Below are 20,957 nucleotides of genomic sequence, written 5' to 3' on the forward strand. Positions count from 1 at the left end.
CCGTTAAAATGAGTTGTACCTACTTTTCCCTAGAGTTCTACACACCTATATCCACAGAAAAAGTGAATAAAATGTCGTGCGTAGCCCTGGGGGTGTTCATAACTTTGCTTATATCTGTGAGTTATCCCCGAGTTATCAGGTTTAGCTGGCTGATAAGCAGTGGTTTACCGCCTGTTGCTAGTGTGAAACAATCAGAGCATCTTTGAGTTTTAAGCTTATCGAGGTAGTCCGGTGATCGATGATGATGGCTACCGCCCGAACGTGGGTATCGTAATTTGTAATCGGCAGGGAGAAGTGTTGTGGGCCAGGCGTTACGGTCAGCACTCTTGGCAGTTCCCACAAGGGGGGATAAACCCCGGTGAAACACCAGAGCAGGCAATGTATCGCGAACTTTTTGAAGAGGTAGGACTTAACAAAAAGGATGTCCGAATTCTGGCTTCAACCCGTAACTGGTTACGTTACAAATTACCAAAGCGTTTGGTGCGTTGGGATACAAAGCCGGTGTGCATCGGCCAAAAACAACGATGGTTTCTACTACAGTTAATGTGTAATGAAGCCGATATCAACATGCAACGTAGCAGTACCCCGGAGTTTGATGGCTGGCGCTGGGTCAGTTATTGGTATCCGGTGCGTCAGGTGGTCTCTTTTAAACGTGATGTTTATCGTCGTGTGATGAAAGAATTTGCTGCAACCGTAATGCCTGTGCAGGAGGTTATTCCACCACGGGTACCTCCCGCTTATCGCCGTAAAAGAGGTTAAGTTAAGCCGATCATGCTCATGCGTTTGCGAGAAATAGTTGAGAAAGTGGCGATGGCAACCAGCCTGACGGATGCGTTAGAGCTGTTGGTCAATGAAACCTGTCTGGCGATGGACACGGAAGTCTGCTCGATATATCTGGCAGATAATGACCGCCGTTGTTACTACCTGATGGCGACACGGGGTTTGAAAAAGCCCCGTGGTCGCACCATTACGCTGGCTTTTGACGAAGGTATCGTCGGGCTGGTGGGGCGCTTGGCCGAACCCATTAACCTGGCCGATGCTCAGAGTCATCCCAGTTTTAAATATGTACCACAAGTTAAAGAGGATCGCTTCCGGGCGTTTCTCGGGGTACCTATTATTTATCGTCGGCAGTTGTTGGGTGTGTTGGTGGTACAGCAGCGCGAGCATCGCCAGTTTGATGAGAGCGAAGAGTCGTTCATGGTTACGCTGGCCACGCAACTGGCGGGGATCCTCTCCCAATCGCAACTGAATGCGATTTTTGGCCAATATCGTCAAACACGAATCCGCGCGCTGGCGGCGGCTCCTGGCGTGGCAGTGGCAGAAGGTTGGCAGGATACTTCACAACCGTCCCTTGATTTGGTTTATGAGGCCTCAACGCTCGATACTGTTCAGGAGCGTGAACGCCTGACTCAGGCATTGGAAGAGGCTGCGGCAGAATTCCGTCGCTTCAGTAAGCGTTTTGCTGCCAGCTCACAAAAAGAGAGCGCGGCAATTTTCGATCTCTATTCGCACCTGTTAAATGATGCCCGCCTGAAGCGTGAGCTTTTTGCGCAAATTGACGCCGGTTCGGTGGCTGAATGGGCCGTTAAACAAGTGGTTGAACAATTTGCCGCCCAATTTGCCAGCCTGCAAGACACCTATATGCGTGAGCGAGCCAGTGACCTGCGGGCATTAGGTCAGCGCTTGTTGTTCCACCTCGATGATAGCACCTCTGGGGCCAGCCAATGGCCTGAGCGTTTTATCCTGGTTGCCGATGAGTTAACCGCCACTCTATTAGCCGAGGTGCCACAAGATCGTCTGGCGGGGGTGGTGGTGCGTGATGGTGCCGCTAACTCGCATGCCGCGATTTTAGTGCGCGCCATGGGCATCCCAACGGTGATGGGCGCTGATATCCAGCCGGCTTTGCTGAACCAGCGGCTATTGATTGTTGATGGCTACCGTGGTGAGGTGCTGGTTGATCCCGAACCGGTACTGGTCAAAGAGTATCAGCGGCTGGTTACTGAAGAGATTGAGCTCAGCAAGCTGGCTGAAGACGATGTCGAACAACCTGCGGCCCTGAAAAGTGGTGAGCGGATTCAGGTGATGCTGAATGCGGGTCTTAGCCCGGAACATGAACAATTGCTGGGTGGGCGGGTTGATGGTGTTGGTCTATACCGCACTGAAATCCCTTTTATGTTGCAAAGCGGCTTCCCGTCGGAAGAGGAACAAGTTGCGCAATATCAAGGCATGTTACAGCTTTATCCCAACAAACCCGTCACGTTACGTACCTTGGATATCGGTGCCGATAAACAGTTGCCCTACATGCCCATCAGCGAAGAAAATCCATGCCTGGGTTGGCGCGGGATCCGTGTAACGCTCGATCAACCAGAGATCTTCTTGATCCAGGTTCGAGCGATGCTGCGTGCCAATGCCGGAACCGGTAATTTGGGTATTCTATTGCCAATGATCACCAGCCTGGAAGAAGTCGATGAAGCTAAACGCCTGATCGATCGTGCTGGGCGTGAGGTTCAAGAAGTCTTGGGCTATAAATTGCCACAGCCTAAATTGGGGGTAATGATAGAAGTACCCGCGATGATCTTTATGCTGCCCTACCTCAAGTCGCGAGTAGATTTTATCTCAGTTGGCACCAACGATCTGACCCAATATTTGCTGGCAGTAGATCGCAATAATACTCGCGTTGCATCGTTGTATGACAGCCTGCATCCGGCGATGCTACAGGTGCTTAGCCATATTTTGACGCAGGCGACACAAGCGGGTTTGCAGGTGAGCCTTTGTGGTGAAATGGCGGGTGACCCGATGGGCGCGTTGTTGCTGGTCGGGCTGGGTTATCGCAATCTCAGTATGAACGGTCGCAGTGTGGCACGAATTAAATACCTGCTGCGCAATATCGATTTAACGGATGCAGCAGCATTGGCCGAACGGGTATTGAGCGCCCAAATGACCACTGATGTGCGTCATTTAACAGCAGCGTTTATGGAGCGCAGGGGCTTAGGCGGCTTGATCCGCGGCGGGAAGTAAGCGTATCCCGTTGGTCCTTGGCGCTATAGCGTTGTTAGTGTCAGTCACTGGCGACTATTCCAAGGCTTTTTGGTTTGTTTGCGAGTGACATTCACTTTCTGGGGTTGCGCTGTTTACAGAACTTTTCTGTTTGGTGCAGCCCAGACCGGCCTAAGCCTATGCTATTATGCGCAACCTGTAGCCCTAACCGGGCAAGAACATTAATTTTCTCAAAATATGAGACATTTCGTGGTGATAGATGAGCAATAGCTATCTGGCGTTTCCTAAATTTGATCCGGTCATTTTTTCCATTGGCCCCGTTTCCCTTCATTGGTACGGTTTAATGTATCTGGTGGGTTTTGTCTTCGCCATGTGGTTGGCGGTTCGTCGGGCAAATAAACCGGGTAGTGGCTGGACCAAAGAAGAAGTCGAAAACCTGCTGTATGCGGGATTCCTCGGGGTATTTGTCGGTGGTCGTGTCGGTTATGTGCTGTTTTATAACCTGCCGATGTTCCTCGATAATCCACTGTACCTGTTTAAGGTATGGGATGGCGGTATGTCATTCCATGGCGGTTTGATTGGTGTCATTTGTGTGATGTTGTGGTTTGCCCGCCGCACTAAACGCAATTTCTTCCAGGTCGCTGACTTTATTGCTCCCCTTATTCCATTTGGTTTAGGCGCGGGCCGGCTCGGTAATTTTATCAACGGCGAGTTATGGGGCCGTGTGACTACCGATACCCCGTGGGCGATGTTATTCCCCACCTCTCGTGGCGAAGATATCGCCATCGTTGCTGCTGACCCGGCGAAATGGCAGGCGATATTCAATCAATACGGTGTACTGCCGCGTCATCCTTCGCAACTGTATGAAATGATTCTTGAAGGGGTGGTGTTATTTATCATCCTGAACCTATTTATCCGTAAGCCGCGTCCTATGGGCAGTGTTTCTGGCCTATTCCTGATTGGTTATGGTGCGTTCCGTATTATTGTGGAGTGTTTCCGCCAGCCAGATGCTCAACTCGGCTTGTTCGATGGCGTGATCAGCATGGGGCAGATACTCTCTGTACCTATGATTCTGGCCGGTATCATTATGATGATTTGGGCGTATCGTCGTCCTGCGCAACAACTTTCGTGAGGTAACATGAAACAGTATCTGGATTTGATGAAAAAAGTGCTGGAAGAAGGCACTCCAAAAGCTGACCGTACCGGTACCGGTACTGTGTCGATTTTCGGGCATCAGATGCGTTTCAATTTACAAGACGGTTTCCCACTGGTAACCACTAAGCGCTGCCATTTGCGCTCCATCATCCATGAGCTGTTATGGTTCCTCAATGGCGATACTAATATTGGCTATTTGAAGGAAAATAATGTCTCAATCTGGGATGAATGGGCTGACGAAAACGGCGACCTTGGCCCGGTTTACGGCAAACAATGGCGGGCTTGGGGGGCTGCAGATGGTCGTAAGATTGACCAACTCAGCAACGTGGTAAAACAGCTTAAGCAGGATCCCGATTCACGCCGTATCATCGTCTCAGCATGGAATGTGGGTGAACTGGAGCAAATGGCACTGGCGCCGTGCCATGCTTTCTTCCAGTTCTACGTGGCAGATGGCAAGCTTTCTTGTCAACTGTATCAGCGTTCTTGTGATGTATTCCTCGGCTTGCCATTTAACATTGCCAGCTATGCTTTACTGGTGCATATGATGGCGCAGCAATGCGATTTGGACGTGGGTGATTTTGTCTGGACAGGGGGGGATACACACTTGTACAGCAACCATATTGAGCAGACAAATCTGCAATTAAGCCGTGAGCCACGGGCATTGCCGAAACTGATTATCAAACGGAAACCTGACTCTTTGTTTGATTACCGTTTTGAGGATTTTGAAATTGAGGGGTACGATCCTCACCCAGGAATTAAAGCACCGATTGCTATCTAATCTTTAGACCGGAGTCGCAATGGCTCCGGTTTTATACCCGTCACCTTTCAAGTTTCAGGGTGGCTGCTCCTGTTTACTCGGTCCATCTCCATATCCAGCCCTCGCCTCTGCTTGTTGCCTCCCTGCATCTGGAAAGCTATTGGGTATATTTTCGTCAAACCCTTTTCTTTGCTACCAGCATCCTTCCTGCAATAAAAATGCGAGCTGTGCCGCACTCTTTTCTGCATTTATGTCGTCGTAGATAAAATTTTGCGCACCGTTTCCAGCCCTGATAATTCGTCACTCGACCTCAAATTTCAGCCACGTAAACTTACGCCATGGACACCAATATAAGATTAACGAAAACTTACCTGACTCGTAGAAATTATCTTAAAAAACAAAAAGGTATCAGCCTGATTGAATTGCTGCTGGTGATTGTATTAGTGGGTATAACAGCACTTTGGGGGGCGCAAAGTTGGCATCATTACCGGCAGCGGGAACGGCTCGCAGACAGTGCTCGTCAGTTACTCGCCTTCTTAACACACTTACAAGCGCAGGCTAATCGTCGCAATGACACAGAATTGCTGTGGATACAGCAGAATGGCCAGGGGTGCCTGGGAAGTGGTGATAAACCTACGGCTCGCTGTTCAGCACTTACCGACGGCGTGTTTATTCCACCTTACCCAGATGTCGCTATTGCGACTTCATTGCAAAAAGAGATGGGCTTCTTTGGTGTGAGGAATACGGCACAGGCAGGAAATATCATGCTCAGTAACCCGGCAGGGTCTATCCGGTTAGTTATTTCCAGTAGAGGGCGCTTAAGACTGTGTAGTGAGGGCCAGCCAATGTCAGGTATTCATATATGCTAATAATGGTCAAAAATATGCCAGCATCGCTCTGTTCTGGGCGGAAACGTATAACAGGTTTTACGCTACCGGAAATGATGTTGGCATTGAGCATTGGTAGTTTGATTATGCTTGGTGCCGCAGAGGTTTTCCCTAAGCTACGCAAACAAATATCAACCTTGCAGCAGCGCTATTATCTGGAGTTGGCACTGAGTCAGGTTATGGTTGTGCTAGAAAAAGATCTGCGGCGTGCAGGATTTTGCCATGGCGAGTGTCAGGGAAAAGCGGTTACAACCCATCATTATCCCGCAGAAGCGACAAATTCGTGTCTGATAGTTGCTTACGATCTCAATCGAAATGGTCGATGGGAAGGGGAGAAACATCAGGAGTCCGAATACTTTGGCTACCGCCTGCGTAAAAAAGCATTAGAGGGCCAACGTGGTGAACTGAATTGCGCTGGCAGTGGGTGGGAAAAGCTGCTTGATCCACAAGAGATAACGATAACCCATTTTTCTATTAGTCGGTTACCTCAGCAAACATCAAATCAGATTTATCGGGTGCAATTAGCGGGGCAAAAAACAGGTAATCCGGTCATCCATCATCAGCTTACTTATACGATACGCGGGAACAATCTATGAAGCTGAATCATCAACGGGGGACCAGCACATTGGCAGCCGTCGCTACACTTTTCGCTCTTGGTTTATTTCTGCTGTCAGCACTACACCGTCAATTGGATAATATTCAACAGATTACATCTGAAGAACAGCACTATTTACGTGCTTTTAATCAGGCAACATCATCACTGAACTGGGGGATAAGTCAGGATTGGTCATTCAGTTTGCCATGGCGGGCAGGTTCAACATGGTATTGCATTCAGCAGCAATATGGCTTAAAGGCCTGTGTTAAACCAGCATCACTAAGCGGTTTTTTTATTCTCAGAGGGGAGAGTTACCCCCTCGGTTCGCAGCCACCCTTGATGCTTTATCAACGGGTCATGCTGAATATTGGCAAAGGGTATATGGGTCACTATCAACTGGTTAAGGCAGCTCATGGCTGGTTGGATTTCTGTCCTGATAAGGATGCACAGTTTTGCGATTACTAAAATGCTGCAATAGGTGCTTGTTGATGAAACGGAGTGACCAATACCATCCTCGCAACCAACGAGGGTTTAGCCTGCCTGAAGCCTTAATTGCGGCACTGTTTTTCTCTGTCTCGTTACTGGGGTTGTTGCAATACCATCAGGCTCTTTTACAGGGTTTCTCTTCTGTGTGGCAACAGCGTCAGGCATGGTTTCTGCTTCATCAACATATTGATAGTGCAGGGGAGGATAGACCTGATAGGGGATTTATATCGGGAATGAAGCCTAACTGGTTATATCGTCAGTCTATTAGCCGAATTGAAGGGGAATGCACCGAGCTTAATTTCACTCTTGCGGTACGGAAAAACCTGTCAGCAGAGTTAACCCGATGGTTTTGCTCTACGAATGGAAGTGGCTAACGGCATAGTTATCCCCCATAGATGCGACGTTGCTGAGGCGACAAACAAGGGGATCCTGATTGATGAACCGCCGAGGTATACAGATGAGCAACTATATCGGTCTTATAATAGAGATAACCTATTGCGCTCATTCATTATCAAGTTAGAGTATTAAGCCTCAGGATTTACCCACAAGTGATAATAAACTGGTTTAATCACTTATGGCTATTTTCCATAGTGCCTTAAGGGAGTAATCATGTTCACGGTTTATCATTCTAATCAATTAGATTTACTCAAAGCGCTAACGACTGCGCTGATAGAACGAGAGCCGTTGGATAACCCTTTCCAGCAAGAAGTGGTGCTAGTTCAAAGCCCAGGAATGGCACAATGGTTACAAATGCAACTGGCACAACAATTTAGTATTGCAGCTAATATTGAGTTTCCGCTGCCCGCAACCTTTATCTGGGATATGTTTACCCGTGTTTTGCCCGGAATCCCAAAAGAAAGCGCATTTAGCAAAGACGCCATGACATGGAAACTTATGTGGTTGCTGCCAGATTTACTGGAAAGCCCGGTATTTTCTCCCATGAAACGCTATTTAAGTGACGATAATGATAAGCGCAAAATCCATCAACTTGCAGCACGGGTTGCTGACCTTTTCGACCAATATTTAGTATATCGTCCTGAATGGCTTGCCAGTTGGGAACAGGGCCAACTCATTGACAATCTGGACGATGCTCAACTGTGGCAAGCCAAGCTGTGGGTGGAACTGACCAATTATACCCGCCAATTGGAACAGCCCGAATGGCACCGTGCCAATCTCTACCAGCGGTTTATCCGCACCCTGCTTGAAGCGGATGTCTGCCCCGCTGGGTTACCCAAGCGGGTATTTATTTGCGGCATATCGGCATTACCTCCTATCTATTTACAAGCCCTGCAAGCGCTGGGTAAACATATTGATATTCATCTGATGTTTACGAATCCTTGCCGCTATTTTTGGGGCGATATTCAGGATTATGCTTTTTTGGCTAAATTACAAAGCCGCAAACGTAGACATTATCGCGAATCAATTGAAGTCAATCTGTTCCGCCAGCCAGAGCAGGCTGAACAGCTCTTTAATACGAATGGTGAACAAGAACTCAGTAACCCATTATTAGCCTCGTGGGGGCGGCTCGGGCGGGATCATATGTATTTATTATCTCAGGTTGATGATATTCAAGAGGTCCACGCTTTTGTCGATATTGACCCTGATAATCTACTACATGGTATTCAGCACGATATGTTGGAGCTGGAAGACCACGCAATTATTGGCACCACGGCAGAATCCTTAGCGCGTAGCGACCAAAAGCGTCGATTAGATCTCAGTGATCGATCTCTTAGCCTGCATGTTTGCCATAGTCCTCAGCGAGAAGTTGAGGTTTTGCAAGATAACCTATTGAATTTATTCTCAACTAATCCTGAACTTACTCCACGCGATGTCATTGTGATGGTTGCCGATATTGACAGCTATACCCCTTATATTCAGGCCACATTTGGTAATGCGACAGGGAACCGCTATCTGCCGTTTGCGATTTCTGACCGTAAAGCCAGTCAGGCCCATCCGGCGCTACAGGCTTTTATTACCTTACTTGACCTCCCTCAAAGCCGTTTCACCTCTGAGCAAGTGTTGGCGCTGTTGGAGGTCCCTGCTTTAGCCAGTAAGTTTGGTATTACTGAAGATGGCTTGCGCCGCTTACGGCAATGGGTGGGGGAATCGGGTATTCGTTGGGGGCTGGATGATGACAATGTACGGGAACTCTCCTTACCCGCGACGGGTCAGCATACCTGGCACTTTGGTATAACCCGCATGTTGCTGGGTTATGCCATGGATAGCACCGCCGGAGATTGGCAGGGTGTTCTGCCATATGATGAGTCGAGTGGCTTAGCTGCGGAACTCGCTGGGCAATTGGCAGATATGTTGATGCAACTAAGCCAATGGCGGCAGCAATTAAGTGAACCCCGAGCACTCAGCGAATGGTTACCCCTGTGCCGCCAATTATTGGATACCTTCTTTGAACCCGATAATGACACTGAAGCGGTGTTGGTGCTGATTGAACAACAGTGGCAGAAGGTTATCAGCTACGGTATTGCCGCCCAATATCCCGATGTGGTGCCACTTAATCTGTTACGGGATGAACTGGCTTCGCGCTTGGATAATGAGCGCATCAGCCAGCGTTTCCTTGCCGGGCCAATCAACTTCTGTACTCTAATGCCTATGCGCTCGATCCCATTTAAAGTTGTTTGCTTATTGGGGATGAACGATGGCGTTTACCCACGAACGCTGCCGCCGCTGGGATTTGATTTGATGGCAAAGCAGGTTCGCCGTGGTGACCGTAGCCGCCGTGACGATGACCGCTATCTGTTCCTCGAAGCGCTACTTTCGGCTCAGCAACAGCTCTATATCAGCTATATCGGGCGCTCTATCCAGGATAACAGTAAGCGTTATCCATCAGTGCTGGTCAGTGAACTGATTGAATATATCTCACAAAGTTATCATTTACCGGGTGACGAAATGCTCAATGCTGATGAGAGCGCTCAGCGGGTGATTCAGCACTTACTCTGCTGGCATGCGCGGATGCCGTTTGCGGCAGAAAATTTTATTCAGCATAGCGAGTTACAGAGTTACGCTGCTGAATGGCTACCCTCTGCTGAGTCCAAAGGGCGACCGCATCCAGAGTTTAATCAGCCATTATCGCCTGAATCTTTATCTGAAATTACATTGGATGAGTTAATCCGTTTCTATCGCCACCCTGTGAGGGCATTCTTCCAGCTCCGGCTAGGAGTGAATTTTGTTATTGAAGAAACAGAATTGCCTGATGAAGAGCCATTTACTTTAGATAACCTCAACCGCTATCAGTTTAATACTCAGTTACTGAATGCGTTGATAGATGAGGGAGACATCAATAGCGTGTTTACCCGAGCTCGAGCGGCCGGTAGCCTGCCTTATGGATCGTTCGGTGAGCTTTATTGGGAAAGCCAGCAAGAGGAAATGGTGCCATTAGCTGAACAGATTCGTAGCGAGCGCCTTGAGCATCATAGCATTGAGCTAAATATCGAATTGGGTGACATCACCCTTACAGGTTGGATTCATCAGGTTCAGGAAGATGGATTAATTCGTTGGCGTCCCGCGGCATTAACGGCGATAGACGGGCTCTTATTATGGATTGAACATCTGGTCTATTGTGCTGGTGGAGGTGAGGGGCAAAGCCGGATGTATGGTCGCAAAGGAACTGCATGGCGCTATGATTCTTTGGTCCGTGATGAGGCTCATCACTATTTACAACAGTTAATCAGTGGGTATCAGCAAGGAATGTGTGAACCACTGTTATTGCTGAGCAAAAGTGGTTGGGCATGGCTGAGCCAGTGCTTTGAACGCGAGTCAGGTCAGATTTTGTGGGATGAAGAAACACAAACTAAAGCCCGCATGAAACTTTTACAAGTTTGGCAGGGTGATCAGCGAGTTGCAGGTGAAGGTGAGGATAGCTATGTGCAAAGGGTGTTCCGCCTGATGGATAATCCACATCTCGACAAGATATTACATGAAACGGAACGTTATTTATTACCGATTGCCCGCCATAATAAGGCGTGAGAACTGCTGATGGCCAAACCAGGCTTTCATACATATCAATACCAGAAAGTTGGCTGCGGCTTTAAGCGGTAATTTTTAAGGGGTTAGGGGAGAAACGGAATGCATAAACAGTTTGCCCGCATCATGGGTATATTTTTCTTATTAGGTTTGCTGGCACCTCTCAGTTGGGCTGCTGCGCCTGCGTGGCAACCTCTGGCAGAAGCCATTCACAAAAGTGAACATGACCTGCGTAAATATCAGGCAATAAAGTTGCCTAATGGTATGACGGTATTGCTAGTTTCTGATGCGCAAGCACCTAAATCCCTGGCAGCACTGGCGTTGCCTGTCGGATCATTGGAAGATCCCAATAACCAGTTGGGCTTAGCTCATTATCTGGAACACATGTTATTGATGGGTTCTACGCGTTTTCCTGAACCAGGCAGTTTTGCCGAGTTTCTGAAAAAGCATGGCGGTAGCCATAATGCGAGTACGGCTTCTTATCGAACCGCCTTTTATTTTGAAATTGAAAATGATGCATTAGCTCCGGCAGTTGAGCGTTTAGCCGATGCTATTGCACAGCCTTTGTTAGACCCTATCAATGCTGATCGTGAACGTAATGCGGTCAATGCTGAATTGACGATGGCCCGCTCGCGCGATGGGATGCGCATGGCGCAAGTTAATGCTGAAACTCTTAATCCAGCACATCCTAGTGCGCGTTTTTCGGGGGGTAATCTTGATACGCTGAAAGACAAGCCTGATGGCAAATTACATGATGAGCTGCTGAGTTTTTATCATCGTTACTATTCTGCCAATTTGATGGTGGGGGTGCTGTATAGCAATCAGTCTCTGGAGCAGTTGGCACAATTAGCGGCTGATACCTTTGGCCGGATTCCGAATCGGGAGGCAAAAGTTCCTCCAATCACGGTACCTGCTGTAACACCGGACCAAACCGGTATTATTATTCATTATGTTCCAGCCCAACCACGTAAACAGTTAAAAATAGACTTTCGCATTGAGAACAATAGCGCAGAATTTCGCAGCAAAACAGATACCTATGTTAGCTATTTGATTGGTAATCGCAGTAAAGATACGTTGTCCGACTGGCTACAAAAACAGGGGCTGGCAGATGCTATTAATGCCGGTGCCGACCCAATGGTAGACCGTAATGGTGGGGTGTTCTCTATTTCGGTATCACTTACGGATAAAGGTCTGGCCAAACGTGACGTCGTGGTGGCCGCTATCTTTGATTACATCAAAATGTTGCAAAAAGACGGCATTAAACAGAGCTATTTCGATGAGATAGCCCATGTTTTAAATCTGGATTTCCGTTATCCCTCAATCACGCGGGATATGGATTACATCGAGTGGCTGGTGGATATGATGTTGCGAGTACCTGTCGCACATGTGCTTGATGCGCCCTATCTGGCGGATCATTATGATCCCAAAGCCATTGCTGCCCGGTTGGCTGAAATGACGCCAGAGAATGCGCGGATCTGGTTTGTCAGCCCTGAAGAGCCTCACAATAAAGTGGCCTATTTTGTTGATGCCCCTTATCAGGTCAATAAAATTAGCCCACAAGAGATGAAAGACTGGCAACAACTTGGGGAGAATATCACTCTGAGCCTACCGGCACTTAACCCCTACATCCCAGATGACTTTACGCTGATCAAAGCAGATAAAAATATCATCCGGCCACAGAATGTTGTGGAACAACCGGGGTTACGGGTGTTTTACATGCCAAGTCAGTATTTTGCTGATGAACCGAAAGCCGATATCGCGCTGGCTTTCCGCAATCCTCATGCGTTGGATACCGCCCGCCATCAGGTACTCTTCGCCCTGACTGATTATCTGGCCGGCCTTTCACTGGATGAACTGAGCTATCAGGCTTCGATCGGCGGAATCAGCTTCTCAACCGCCCCTAACAACGGTTTATATGTCAGTGCTAATGGCTTCACACAGCGGATGCCACAATTGCTAACCACGCTGGTTGAAGGTTATTCCAGCTTCACGCCAACAGAAGATCAATTAGTGCAGGCTAAATCTTGGTATCGCGAGCAGTTGGACGTGGCTGAGAAAGGCAAAGCTTATGAACTGGCGATTCAGCCAGCGAAATTGCTGTCTCATGTTCCTTATTCTGAACGCAGCGAACGGCGCAAATTGCTTGATACTATCAGCGTGCAAGATGTGCTGACTTATCGTGATAGCTTGCTGAAGCAATCTGCGCTGGAAGTATTGGCAGTGGGTAATATGACCACCCAGCAAGTTACCGCTCTGGCTGAATCGTTGAGAAAACAATTGGCTTTGACGGGAACCACTTGGTGGACCGGCGAGGATGTTGTTGTTGATAAGGCTCAACTGGCCAATATGGAGCGGCTTGGCAGCAGTTCTGATGCTGCGCTGGCGGCAGTCTATGTTCCAACCGGCTATACGGAAATTGATGGTATGGCGCGTAGTGCTTTGCTGGGGCAAATTGTTCAACCGTGGTTCTATGATCAATTACGAACCGAAGAGCAACTCGGCTATGCGGTATTTGCCTTCCCGATGTCGGTTGGCCGCCAGTGGGGCTTGGGGTTCTTGCTGCAAAGTAACAGCAAGCAACCTGATTACCTTTATCAACGCTATCTTGCTTTCTATCCACAGGCAGAAAAGCGCCTGCGTGAAATGAAACCTGCTGATTTTGAACAATATAAACAAGGGTTAATTAACCAATTACTGCAACGACCACAAACTCTGGATGAAGAGGCTAGTCGTTACAGTAATGATTTCAATCGTAATAATTTTGCGTTTGATAGTCGCGAAAAAATGATTGCTCAGGTGAAGCAACTTAATAGCACTGTATTAGCTGATTTCTTCCAGCAAGCGGTTATTAAACCGCAAGGTCTGGCACTGCTTTCTCAAGTTAAAGGTCAGGGGCAAACGGCTGGCGGATATGCGGTGCTTAAAGGATGGACGACCTATCCGACAACATCTGCCTTGCAGGCTACCCTGCCGCAGAAGGTATTAGCTCCATGACATCAATGACTCCCCAGCGGCTGGAGCCGCTGACGCTCCCCTTATACGGTGAGAGGCTGATTGAAGCCTCTGCCGGTACTGGTAAGACTTTTACCATTGGGGTTCTTTATCTGCGATTGCTGCTTGGTTTGGGAGGGGCGGCAGCATTCAGTCGTCCCCTGACAGTAGAGGAAATCCTGGTGGTGACCTTTACTGAGGCGGCAACTGAAGAGTTGAGGGGGCGAATTCGCGACAATATCCATGGGTTGCGTATTGCTTGCGTACGGGGAGTCAGTGATGACCTAATGCATCAGGCTTTATTAACTGAAATTAGTGATCTGGGCGAGGCGGCAGCACAGTTACTTACTGCTGAGCGTCAGATGGATGAAGCCGCAATTTATACCATTCACGGTTTTTGTCAGAGAATGCTGACGAACAATGCTTTTGAATCTGGCATCTTGTTTGAACAAACATTGGTTCAGGATGAACAGCCCTTACGCAGACAGGCCTGTGCCGATTTTTGGCGGCGTCACTGCTATCCGCTTCCATTGGCTGTTGCACGCGCAGTCAGCCAGGAATGGAGCGGGCCGGAGGCATTGCTCAAAGACCTTGCTGCTTATTTACAAGGTGAAACACCAAAATTTCGGCAAGCACCTGGTGATGATGAAACGATACTCAGTCGGCATCAGCAAATAGTTGTGCAAATTGATACTGTCAAAGCGCAATGGCGTGCGGTGGCTCATGAGTTGGAAGCTTTAATTAGTGCATCTGGCGTTGATAAGCGCAGCTACAGCAGCCGATACTTACCTAACTGGCTAGAAAAGGTCGCTATATGGGCAGAGCAGGAAACCGGTGATTATCAGTTACCTAAAGAGCTGGAAAAGTTTCGCCAATCGATATTATCTGAGAAAACCAAAAAAGGTGCGATCCCCCAACACTCGGTGTTCAGTGCGATAGACCGCATCTTCGAACAACCTTTGACACTAAGAGATTTGATTTTAGCCCGTGCAATTAGCGAGATACGAACTTCCGTCCAGCAGGAGAAACGGCAGCGGGCAGAATTGGGTTTTGATGACTTGCTCAGTAAATTGGATGTGGCATTACAGCAGCCAGGTGGTGAGTTGTTAGCTCAATCTATTCGTACCCGTTATCCAGTTGCAATGATTGATGAGTTTCAGGATACCGATCCTCAGCAATACCGTATTTTCCACACGCTTTATGGTAACCAAGGTGAGTGTGGTTTATTACTGATTGGCGACCCTAAACAGGCTATTTATGCTTTCCGTGGCGCAGATATCTTTACCTATATTCGTGCTCGTTCAGAAGTAAGTGCCCACTACACGTTAGAGACCAATTGGCGTTCCTCTTTCCCGATGGTTCAATCAGTAAACAGGCTTTTTAGTTCGGTTGAGGTTCCTTTTCTGTTTGAACAAATCCCCTTTATCAAGGTGGCGGCGGCTGAAAAAAATAGCTGTCTATCTTTTGAAATTAAAGGGAAAAAACAACCAGCCATCTCTTTTTGGCTGCAACCGGGTGAAGGGGTTGGGGTTAGTGAATACCAGCAATTGATGGCCAGGCAGTGTGCCAGTCAAATCCGTGACTGGCTGGTGGATGGGCAGAATGGGCTGGCGCAATTAGTGACAACGACAGGCTCAAGGCCGGTTCAGGCATCTGATATTACTATTTTGGTTCGTAGCCGGGCAGAGGCTGCGCTGGTTCGAGATGCACTGAGTACCTTAGCTATTCCATCGGTTTACTTATCCAATCGCGACAGTGTTTTTGATACTGCAGAAGCCAAAGATCTATTGTGGTTATTGCAAGCTGCATTGGCCCCTGAGCAGGAAAGAGCCTTACGCAGTGCGATGGCTACCGGGATGCTAGGGTTGGATGCACAGATGCTGGATGCATTGAATCACGATGAACGGGCTTGGGATTCTCTGGTCGATGAATTCGATGGCTATCGCCAACATTGGCAGCGCCGTGGTGTGCTTCCTATGCTGCGGGAAATAATGGCACAGCGCCATTTAGCTGAAAACTTGTTGGCGACCCCTGGTGGGGAGCGTCGGCTGACAGACTTACTGCATTTGGGAGAGTTATTACAAGAGGCCGCATCACAGCTTGATAGTGAGCACGCACTAATCCGTTGGCTGGCACAACAAATAGCACAACCAAATCATCAGTCAGATAATCAACAATTGCGTTTGGAAAGTGATCGCCATTTGGTACAGGTGATTACAATTCATAAATCAAAAGGGTTGGAGTATCCGTTGGTTTGGCTCCCTTTTGTCGGCAATTTCCGTCAGCAGCAGGACGTGCTATATCACGATCGTCATAGCTTTGAGGCTTTGCTTGATCTGAATGCTGATGAAGAGAGCCAGGCTTTGGCGGAAGAAGAGCGGTTGGCAGAAGACTTACGGTTACTCTACGTTGCGCTGACCCGCGCGGTTTATCATTGTAGTATCGGTATTGCGCCGCTGATTAAAGGCGGGCGGAAAAAACAGGGCGAAAGCGACATGCACCTTAGCGCTTTAGGCTATTTGGTTCAACATGGACAAGCTGGCGACGCGCAATATCTGGCGGATAAGTTGGCGGAGCTAACCACATTTTCGGGCGGTGATATTTCGGTCTCACTGGCGGAACGTCCTGACGCTACAGCTTGGCAGCCACGGCCTGAAGTTTTGCCAGAACTCGCCGCGCGCCAGTTTAACCGACAAATGCACGACTTTTGGCGGGTTACCAGTTATTCCGGCCTACAGCAGCATGGTGCCAAATCGCAGGTTCTGAATCTCCCTTTACAGGAGCTATTGCCACGGCTAGATAGCGATGCCGTCGGTGAGCAGGCACTCATCACCGCAGCCGATTTAACGCCCCATACCTTCCCGCGGGGGGCGGCACCGGGGACTTTCCTGCATGATTTACTTGAGCCATTAGATTTTAGCCAACCTATTGAGCCAGACTGGCTGGCGCAGCAACTACAGCAACAGGGCTTTGGTGAACAATGGTCGCCAATGTTGTATCAATGGCTAAGTGACATTATGCACGTCCCCCTTAACGATGCAGGCGTAACTCTGGCAGGATTGACGCCGGAGAGTAAGCAGGCGGAATTACAGTTTTATTTGCCTATCGATACTTTGTTACGCGCTAATCAATTAGATGCCTTAATCAAGCATTATGACCCGCTCTCACGTCAGTGTCCGGTGTTAGATTTTCAGCAAGTCAGAGGGATGCTTAAGGGCTTTATTGACTTGGTTTTCTGCTGGCAGGGTAAGTATTACTTATTAGATTACAAATCTAACTGGCTGGGGGAAGACAGTAGTGCTTATACCGCACAATTGATGGCCCAAGCGATGGCTGAGCATCGTTATGATCTGCAATATCAGCTTTATACCTTGGCTTTACACCGCTATTTACGTCATCGCTTGGGCGATTATGACTATCAACGGGACTTCGGGGGTGTCATTTATCTCTTCTTGCGTGGTGTCGATAAACAACATCCGGGTAACGGTATCTTTAGTTGTCGCCCTGAACAGGAGCTGATTGAAGGAATGGATTGTTTATTCAGTGGCAATGAGGTCGTTCTACTTTCAGGTCATGAAAGTGGTACAGCTCAGGCAGATGAGGATTCATCAAGATGATGGTTCTACTGGACCAAGCGGTTCGTGACCACTTACTACGCCCTCTGGATGTTCAATTTTCTCGCATGATTGCAGGAGATGATGACCCTATGCTGCAATTGGCGGCGGCTATTCTCAGCGCCGAGGCGGGAGCCGGGCATGTGTGCCTGCCATTAAGTTATCTGCAACCAGAACAACTGTTTGGTGGGCGGCAGGCTGGGTTATCTCAAGCATTATGGCTGGCTGCTGGTGCTCCAGAGCTGTCGCGTTGGATACAAGGATTAAATAATTCTCCAGCGGTCAGTGATGGCTCATTGCCAACGCCGTTGGTGTTGCAAAATGAACGTTTGTATCTCCAACGGATGTGGCAGTACGAAGGTGATGTGGTGCGGTTTATTGCCAGTGACAATACCGCTTTATTCGTTAATGAGGCCAGGGGGATTAACGAAAGCCTATTAACAGAGACACTGGACCGCCTATTTGGTCGGTCAGACACGGAGATTGACTGGCAAAAGGTGGCCGCCGCAGTAGCCGCTACTCGCCGTATCTCGGTGATTTCTGGTGGGCCGGGAACGGGGAAAACCACCACAGTAGCCAAGCTATTAACTGCGCTGATACAGCTTAGCCAAGGGCAGCGTTTACGTATCCAGCTTGCTGCCCCAACGGGTAAAGCCGCTGCGCGGCTGACTGAGTCATTGGGGAATGCCATCCGCCAACTCACACTTACAGATGCCGAGCGCAAGTTATTCCCAGATCAAGCATCCACTCTGCACCGTTTATTAGGTGCTCAACCAAACAGTCAACGTTTGCGTTATCACCGAGGTAATCCACTAAATCTTGATGTGCTGGTGGTAGATGAAGCGTCTATGGTGGATTTACCCATGATGGCGCGGCTAATTGCCGCTTTGCCCGCTAAAGCTCAAGTCATTTTCCTCGGGGACCGAGATCAGTTAGCTTCGGTTGAGGCCGGGGCGGTATTGGGGGATATTTGTCGCTTTGCTGAGTTGGGTTATAGCAAGGCTCGTGCAGAACAGTTAGCACGGCTGACAGGATGCACATTGGCCGGAAATATACCGATTGGAGCAGTCTCTACGGATACGGTCAATGTGCGTGATAGCTTGTGTTTATTGCGTAAGAGCTATCGGTTTGATGAGAAATCGGGTATCGGGCAGCTCGCTTTAGCGGTTAATGCAGGCAAGTATCGGGATGCATTATCAGTATTAAAGGGGGCCTATTCAGATATTGAACATTTTTCTCTGACGGATTCAGATGACTACCAACGGTTGCTGGAGGATTGCGTTGCGGGCTATCAGCATTACCTCCAATTGGCAGCTACAGGTGCGCATGCTGGGGATGTGCTGGCGGCATTTGGTCGTTATCAATTGTTGTGTGCATTGCGAAGTGGGCCATTTGGCGTCAGTGGCTTGAATGAGCGTATTGAGCAGTTGTTGCATCGCAAGAGGTTAATTGAGCGTGCACCTGGTCCATCTGGGCGTTGGTATGCCGGTCGGCCGGTGATGATCGGGCTTAATGACAGTGCGTTAGGTCTTTTTAATGGCGATATTGGTATCGCGTTATATGACGATGAAGGAGAGCTACGGGTGCATTTCCAGTTGCCGGATGGCAACATAAAATCGGTGCAACCCAGCCGTCTTCCCAGCCATGAAACGGCTTATGCCATGACAGTTCATAAGTCGCAAGGATCGGAGTTTGAACATACCGCCCTGGTATTACCGAATACTTTTATGCCGGTATTAACGCGCGAATTGGTTTATACCGCGATCACTCGCGCCCGCCAGCGTTTAACTCTGTATTGTAGCGATACGATATTGGGCAATGCGATATGCACACCGACTCTTCGTCTGAGTGGGTTAGTGGATCGTTTGAATGCATTGACGTGAGTTATACGTTTGCTGCTTGAAGCCACAAGGAACACGTTACGCGGACCATTCCTTGGTCTGGCAAGGGGGGCCGCTGCTTGCGGCCTCCCTGTAACGCTAATTATGTTGGGAATAAATTAAATAAAACCCTGATAAAGCATTTGGTCGCAATATTTATAATCAATACGGCTACAAATCAACCAACAGAATCTTTGAGCGCCGCTGATAGTTATACAGTTCCTGCTTCTGAATCGGTAAAACCTCTACTTCGGCAGGTGTAAAACCGCGTTCTTGGAACCAGTGAATACTGCGGGTGGTGAGTACAAAAAGCTTTTTAAGCCCCATCTGCCGCGCTTGATTAGCAACGCGCTTTAATAGCATTTCTCCCCGAGAAGAGCTGCGATAGTCAGGATGTACTGCCACGCAGGCCATCTCACCTATTTGTTCTTCAGGGAACGGATAGAGCGCTGCACAGGCAATCGTCAAATTATCCCGTTCAATAATCGTGAATTTGTCGATTTCCATTTCAAGCTGCTCCCGCGAACGACGCACCAGAATGCCTTGTTGTTCCAGCGGGCGAATCAATTCAAGTATGCCACCAATATCATTGATGGTAGCGCGGCGCACTTGTTCAGCACTCTCCATAACAATCTGTGTACCGATACCATCGCGGGAGAATAGCTCTTGGACTAGCGCTCCATCCTCCTGATAACTCAGTAAATGGCTCCGGCGTACACCGCTACGGCAAGCTTTCACTGCACCACGTAGGAAGCGTACCGTACCGGAGTTGTAATCACCCTTTTGTTCCAGATCTTCAATCCGTTTTTGAGCATCATTCGGGAACAGCTCTGAAATAATGTCACCTTCACTGTCAGTCACCCCTTGGGATGAACAGAAACCGATCATCTTTTCTGCTTTCAGTTTGATAGCCAACTGGGTGGCAACTTCTTCTGATGTGAGATTAAAGCTCTCGCCGGTCACCGATACAGCAACCGGGCCTAGTAACACGATTGCGCCATTATCTAATTGACGGTGAATTGCCTCTTCATCGATACGACGAATACGCCCGCTATGACAATAATCGACACCATCATCCACACCCAGCGGCTGAGCAATAATGAAGTTGCCACTGACTACATTAATATGCGCGCCTTGTAGCGGGGTATTATTGAGACTCATTGATAGTCTTGCAGTGATATCCAACTGCAATAGGCCGGCTGCTTGTTTCACCATTTCCAGAGTTCGGGCATCTGTTACCCTGGTATGCTTGTGATAAATAGGTTCGTAATGATGCTGTGCCAAATTGCTGTCGATCTGTGGGCGTGCACCGTATACCACGACCAACCTGATCCCAAGGCTATGCAACAAACCGATATCATTGACGATATTCGCGAAGTTTTCATGCTCAATCGCCTCGCCACCCAACATGACAACGAATGTCTTGCCACGGTGCGCGTTGATATAGGGAACTGAGTGGCGAAATCCCTGGACCAGTTCAGTACTACGTTCCTTCACGGCAGACCCTTTTTGAATTTTTATTCGGTATTTTTGTATTTTTATTCTTTTTTGACCAAGATGGCAAGCACCAAATTACTATCAAATGCATATGTATGGCGTATCTGTATTAATAAATTG

General features: G+C 48.5%; 13 protein-coding genes. 12 read left to right on the top strand and 1 reads right to left on the bottom strand.

All coding sequences use genetic code 11. The features are described 5' to 3' along the window. The first annotated feature begins 231 nt into the window (after positions 1–231). From rppH to recD, 12 genes are all read left to right on the top strand, one after another. On the top strand, positions 232–759 hold the full coding sequence (gene rppH, locus V1952_RS10800; protein ID WP_083162862.1) for an RNA pyrophosphohydrolase: 528 nt from the start codon (positions 232–234) through the stop codon (positions 757–759). 12 nt (positions 760–771) lie between these two features. Beyond that, the gene (gene ptsP, locus V1952_RS10805; RefSeq protein ID WP_372559790.1) at positions 772–3,018 is read left to right on the top strand and encodes a phosphoenolpyruvate--protein phosphotransferase; all 2,247 of its coding nucleotides are present in this window, start codon (positions 772–774) and stop codon (positions 3,016–3,018) included. A gap of 238 nt (positions 3,019–3,256) precedes the next feature. Then, positions 3,257–4,129, top strand: a complete 873-nt coding sequence (gene lgt, locus V1952_RS10810; RefSeq protein WP_083162866.1) for a prolipoprotein diacylglyceryl transferase — start codon at positions 3,257–3,259, stop codon at positions 4,127–4,129. A 6-nt stretch (positions 4,130–4,135) separates the two neighbouring features. Beyond that, entirely contained in the window at positions 4,136–4,930 is a 795-nt protein-coding gene (gene thyA, locus V1952_RS10815) for a thymidylate synthase (protein ID WP_420070718.1), read from the top strand. A 317-nt stretch (positions 4,931–5,247) separates the two neighbouring features. Further along, positions 5,248–5,778, top strand: coding sequence for a prepilin peptidase-dependent protein (locus tag V1952_RS10820; protein ID WP_372559789.1), 531 nt, complete (start codon positions 5,248–5,250; stop codon positions 5,776–5,778). Continuing rightward, entirely contained in the window at positions 5,772–6,392 is a 621-nt protein-coding gene (locus V1952_RS10825) for a prepilin peptidase-dependent protein (protein ID WP_420074734.1), read from the top strand. Before V1952_RS10820 ends, V1952_RS10825 begins: the two co-directional genes overlap by 7 nt. Continuing rightward, positions 6,389–6,856, top strand: a complete 468-nt coding sequence (locus V1952_RS10830; RefSeq protein WP_372559787.1) for a YgdB family protein — start codon at positions 6,389–6,391, stop codon at positions 6,854–6,856. Before V1952_RS10825 ends, V1952_RS10830 begins: the two co-directional genes overlap by 4 nt. Positions 6,857–6,879: 23 nt before the next feature. After that, complete coding sequence (locus tag V1952_RS10835; protein ID WP_372559786.1) at positions 6,880–7,251, top strand: prepilin-type N-terminal cleavage/methylation domain-containing protein; 372 nt, start codon at positions 6,880–6,882, stop codon at positions 7,249–7,251. Positions 7,252–7,486: 235 nt separating this feature from the next. Next, positions 7,487–10,858 carry an exodeoxyribonuclease V subunit gamma gene (gene recC / locus V1952_RS10840; RefSeq protein ID WP_372559785.1) on the top strand — a complete coding sequence of 1,124 codons (3,372 nt, stop codon included), beginning with the start codon at positions 7,487–7,489 and terminating at the stop codon, positions 10,856–10,858. Positions 10,859–10,957: 99 nt separating this feature from the next. Beyond that, entirely contained in the window at positions 10,958–13,849 is a 2,892-nt protein-coding gene (gene ptrA, locus V1952_RS10845) for a pitrilysin (RefSeq protein ID WP_372559784.1), read from the top strand. Next, the gene (recB, locus tag V1952_RS10850) at positions 13,846–17,463 is read left to right on the top strand and encodes an exodeoxyribonuclease V subunit beta (protein ID WP_372559945.1); all 3,618 of its coding nucleotides are present in this window, start codon (positions 13,846–13,848) and stop codon (positions 17,461–17,463) included. The genes ptrA and recB overlap by 4 nt, the downstream gene beginning before the upstream one ends. After that, positions 17,460–19,343, top strand: coding sequence for an exodeoxyribonuclease V subunit alpha (gene recD, locus V1952_RS10855; RefSeq protein ID WP_420074735.1), 1,884 nt, complete (start codon positions 17,460–17,462; stop codon positions 19,341–19,343). The genes recB and recD overlap by 4 nt, the downstream gene beginning before the upstream one ends. A gap of 168 nt (positions 19,344–19,511) precedes the next feature. Here recD and argA read toward each other — a convergent pair whose 3' ends face one another. Further along, entirely contained in the window at positions 19,512–20,837 is a 1,326-nt protein-coding gene (argA, locus tag V1952_RS10860) for an amino-acid N-acetyltransferase (protein ID WP_420074736.1), read from the bottom strand. Between the last annotated feature and the right edge of the window lie 120 nt (positions 20,838–20,957).

The sequence above is a fragment of the Yersinia sp. 2542 StPb PI genome (assembly GCF_048593855.1).
Lineage (GTDB): Bacteria > Pseudomonadota > Gammaproteobacteria > Enterobacterales > Enterobacteriaceae > Yersinia > Yersinia enterocolitica_E.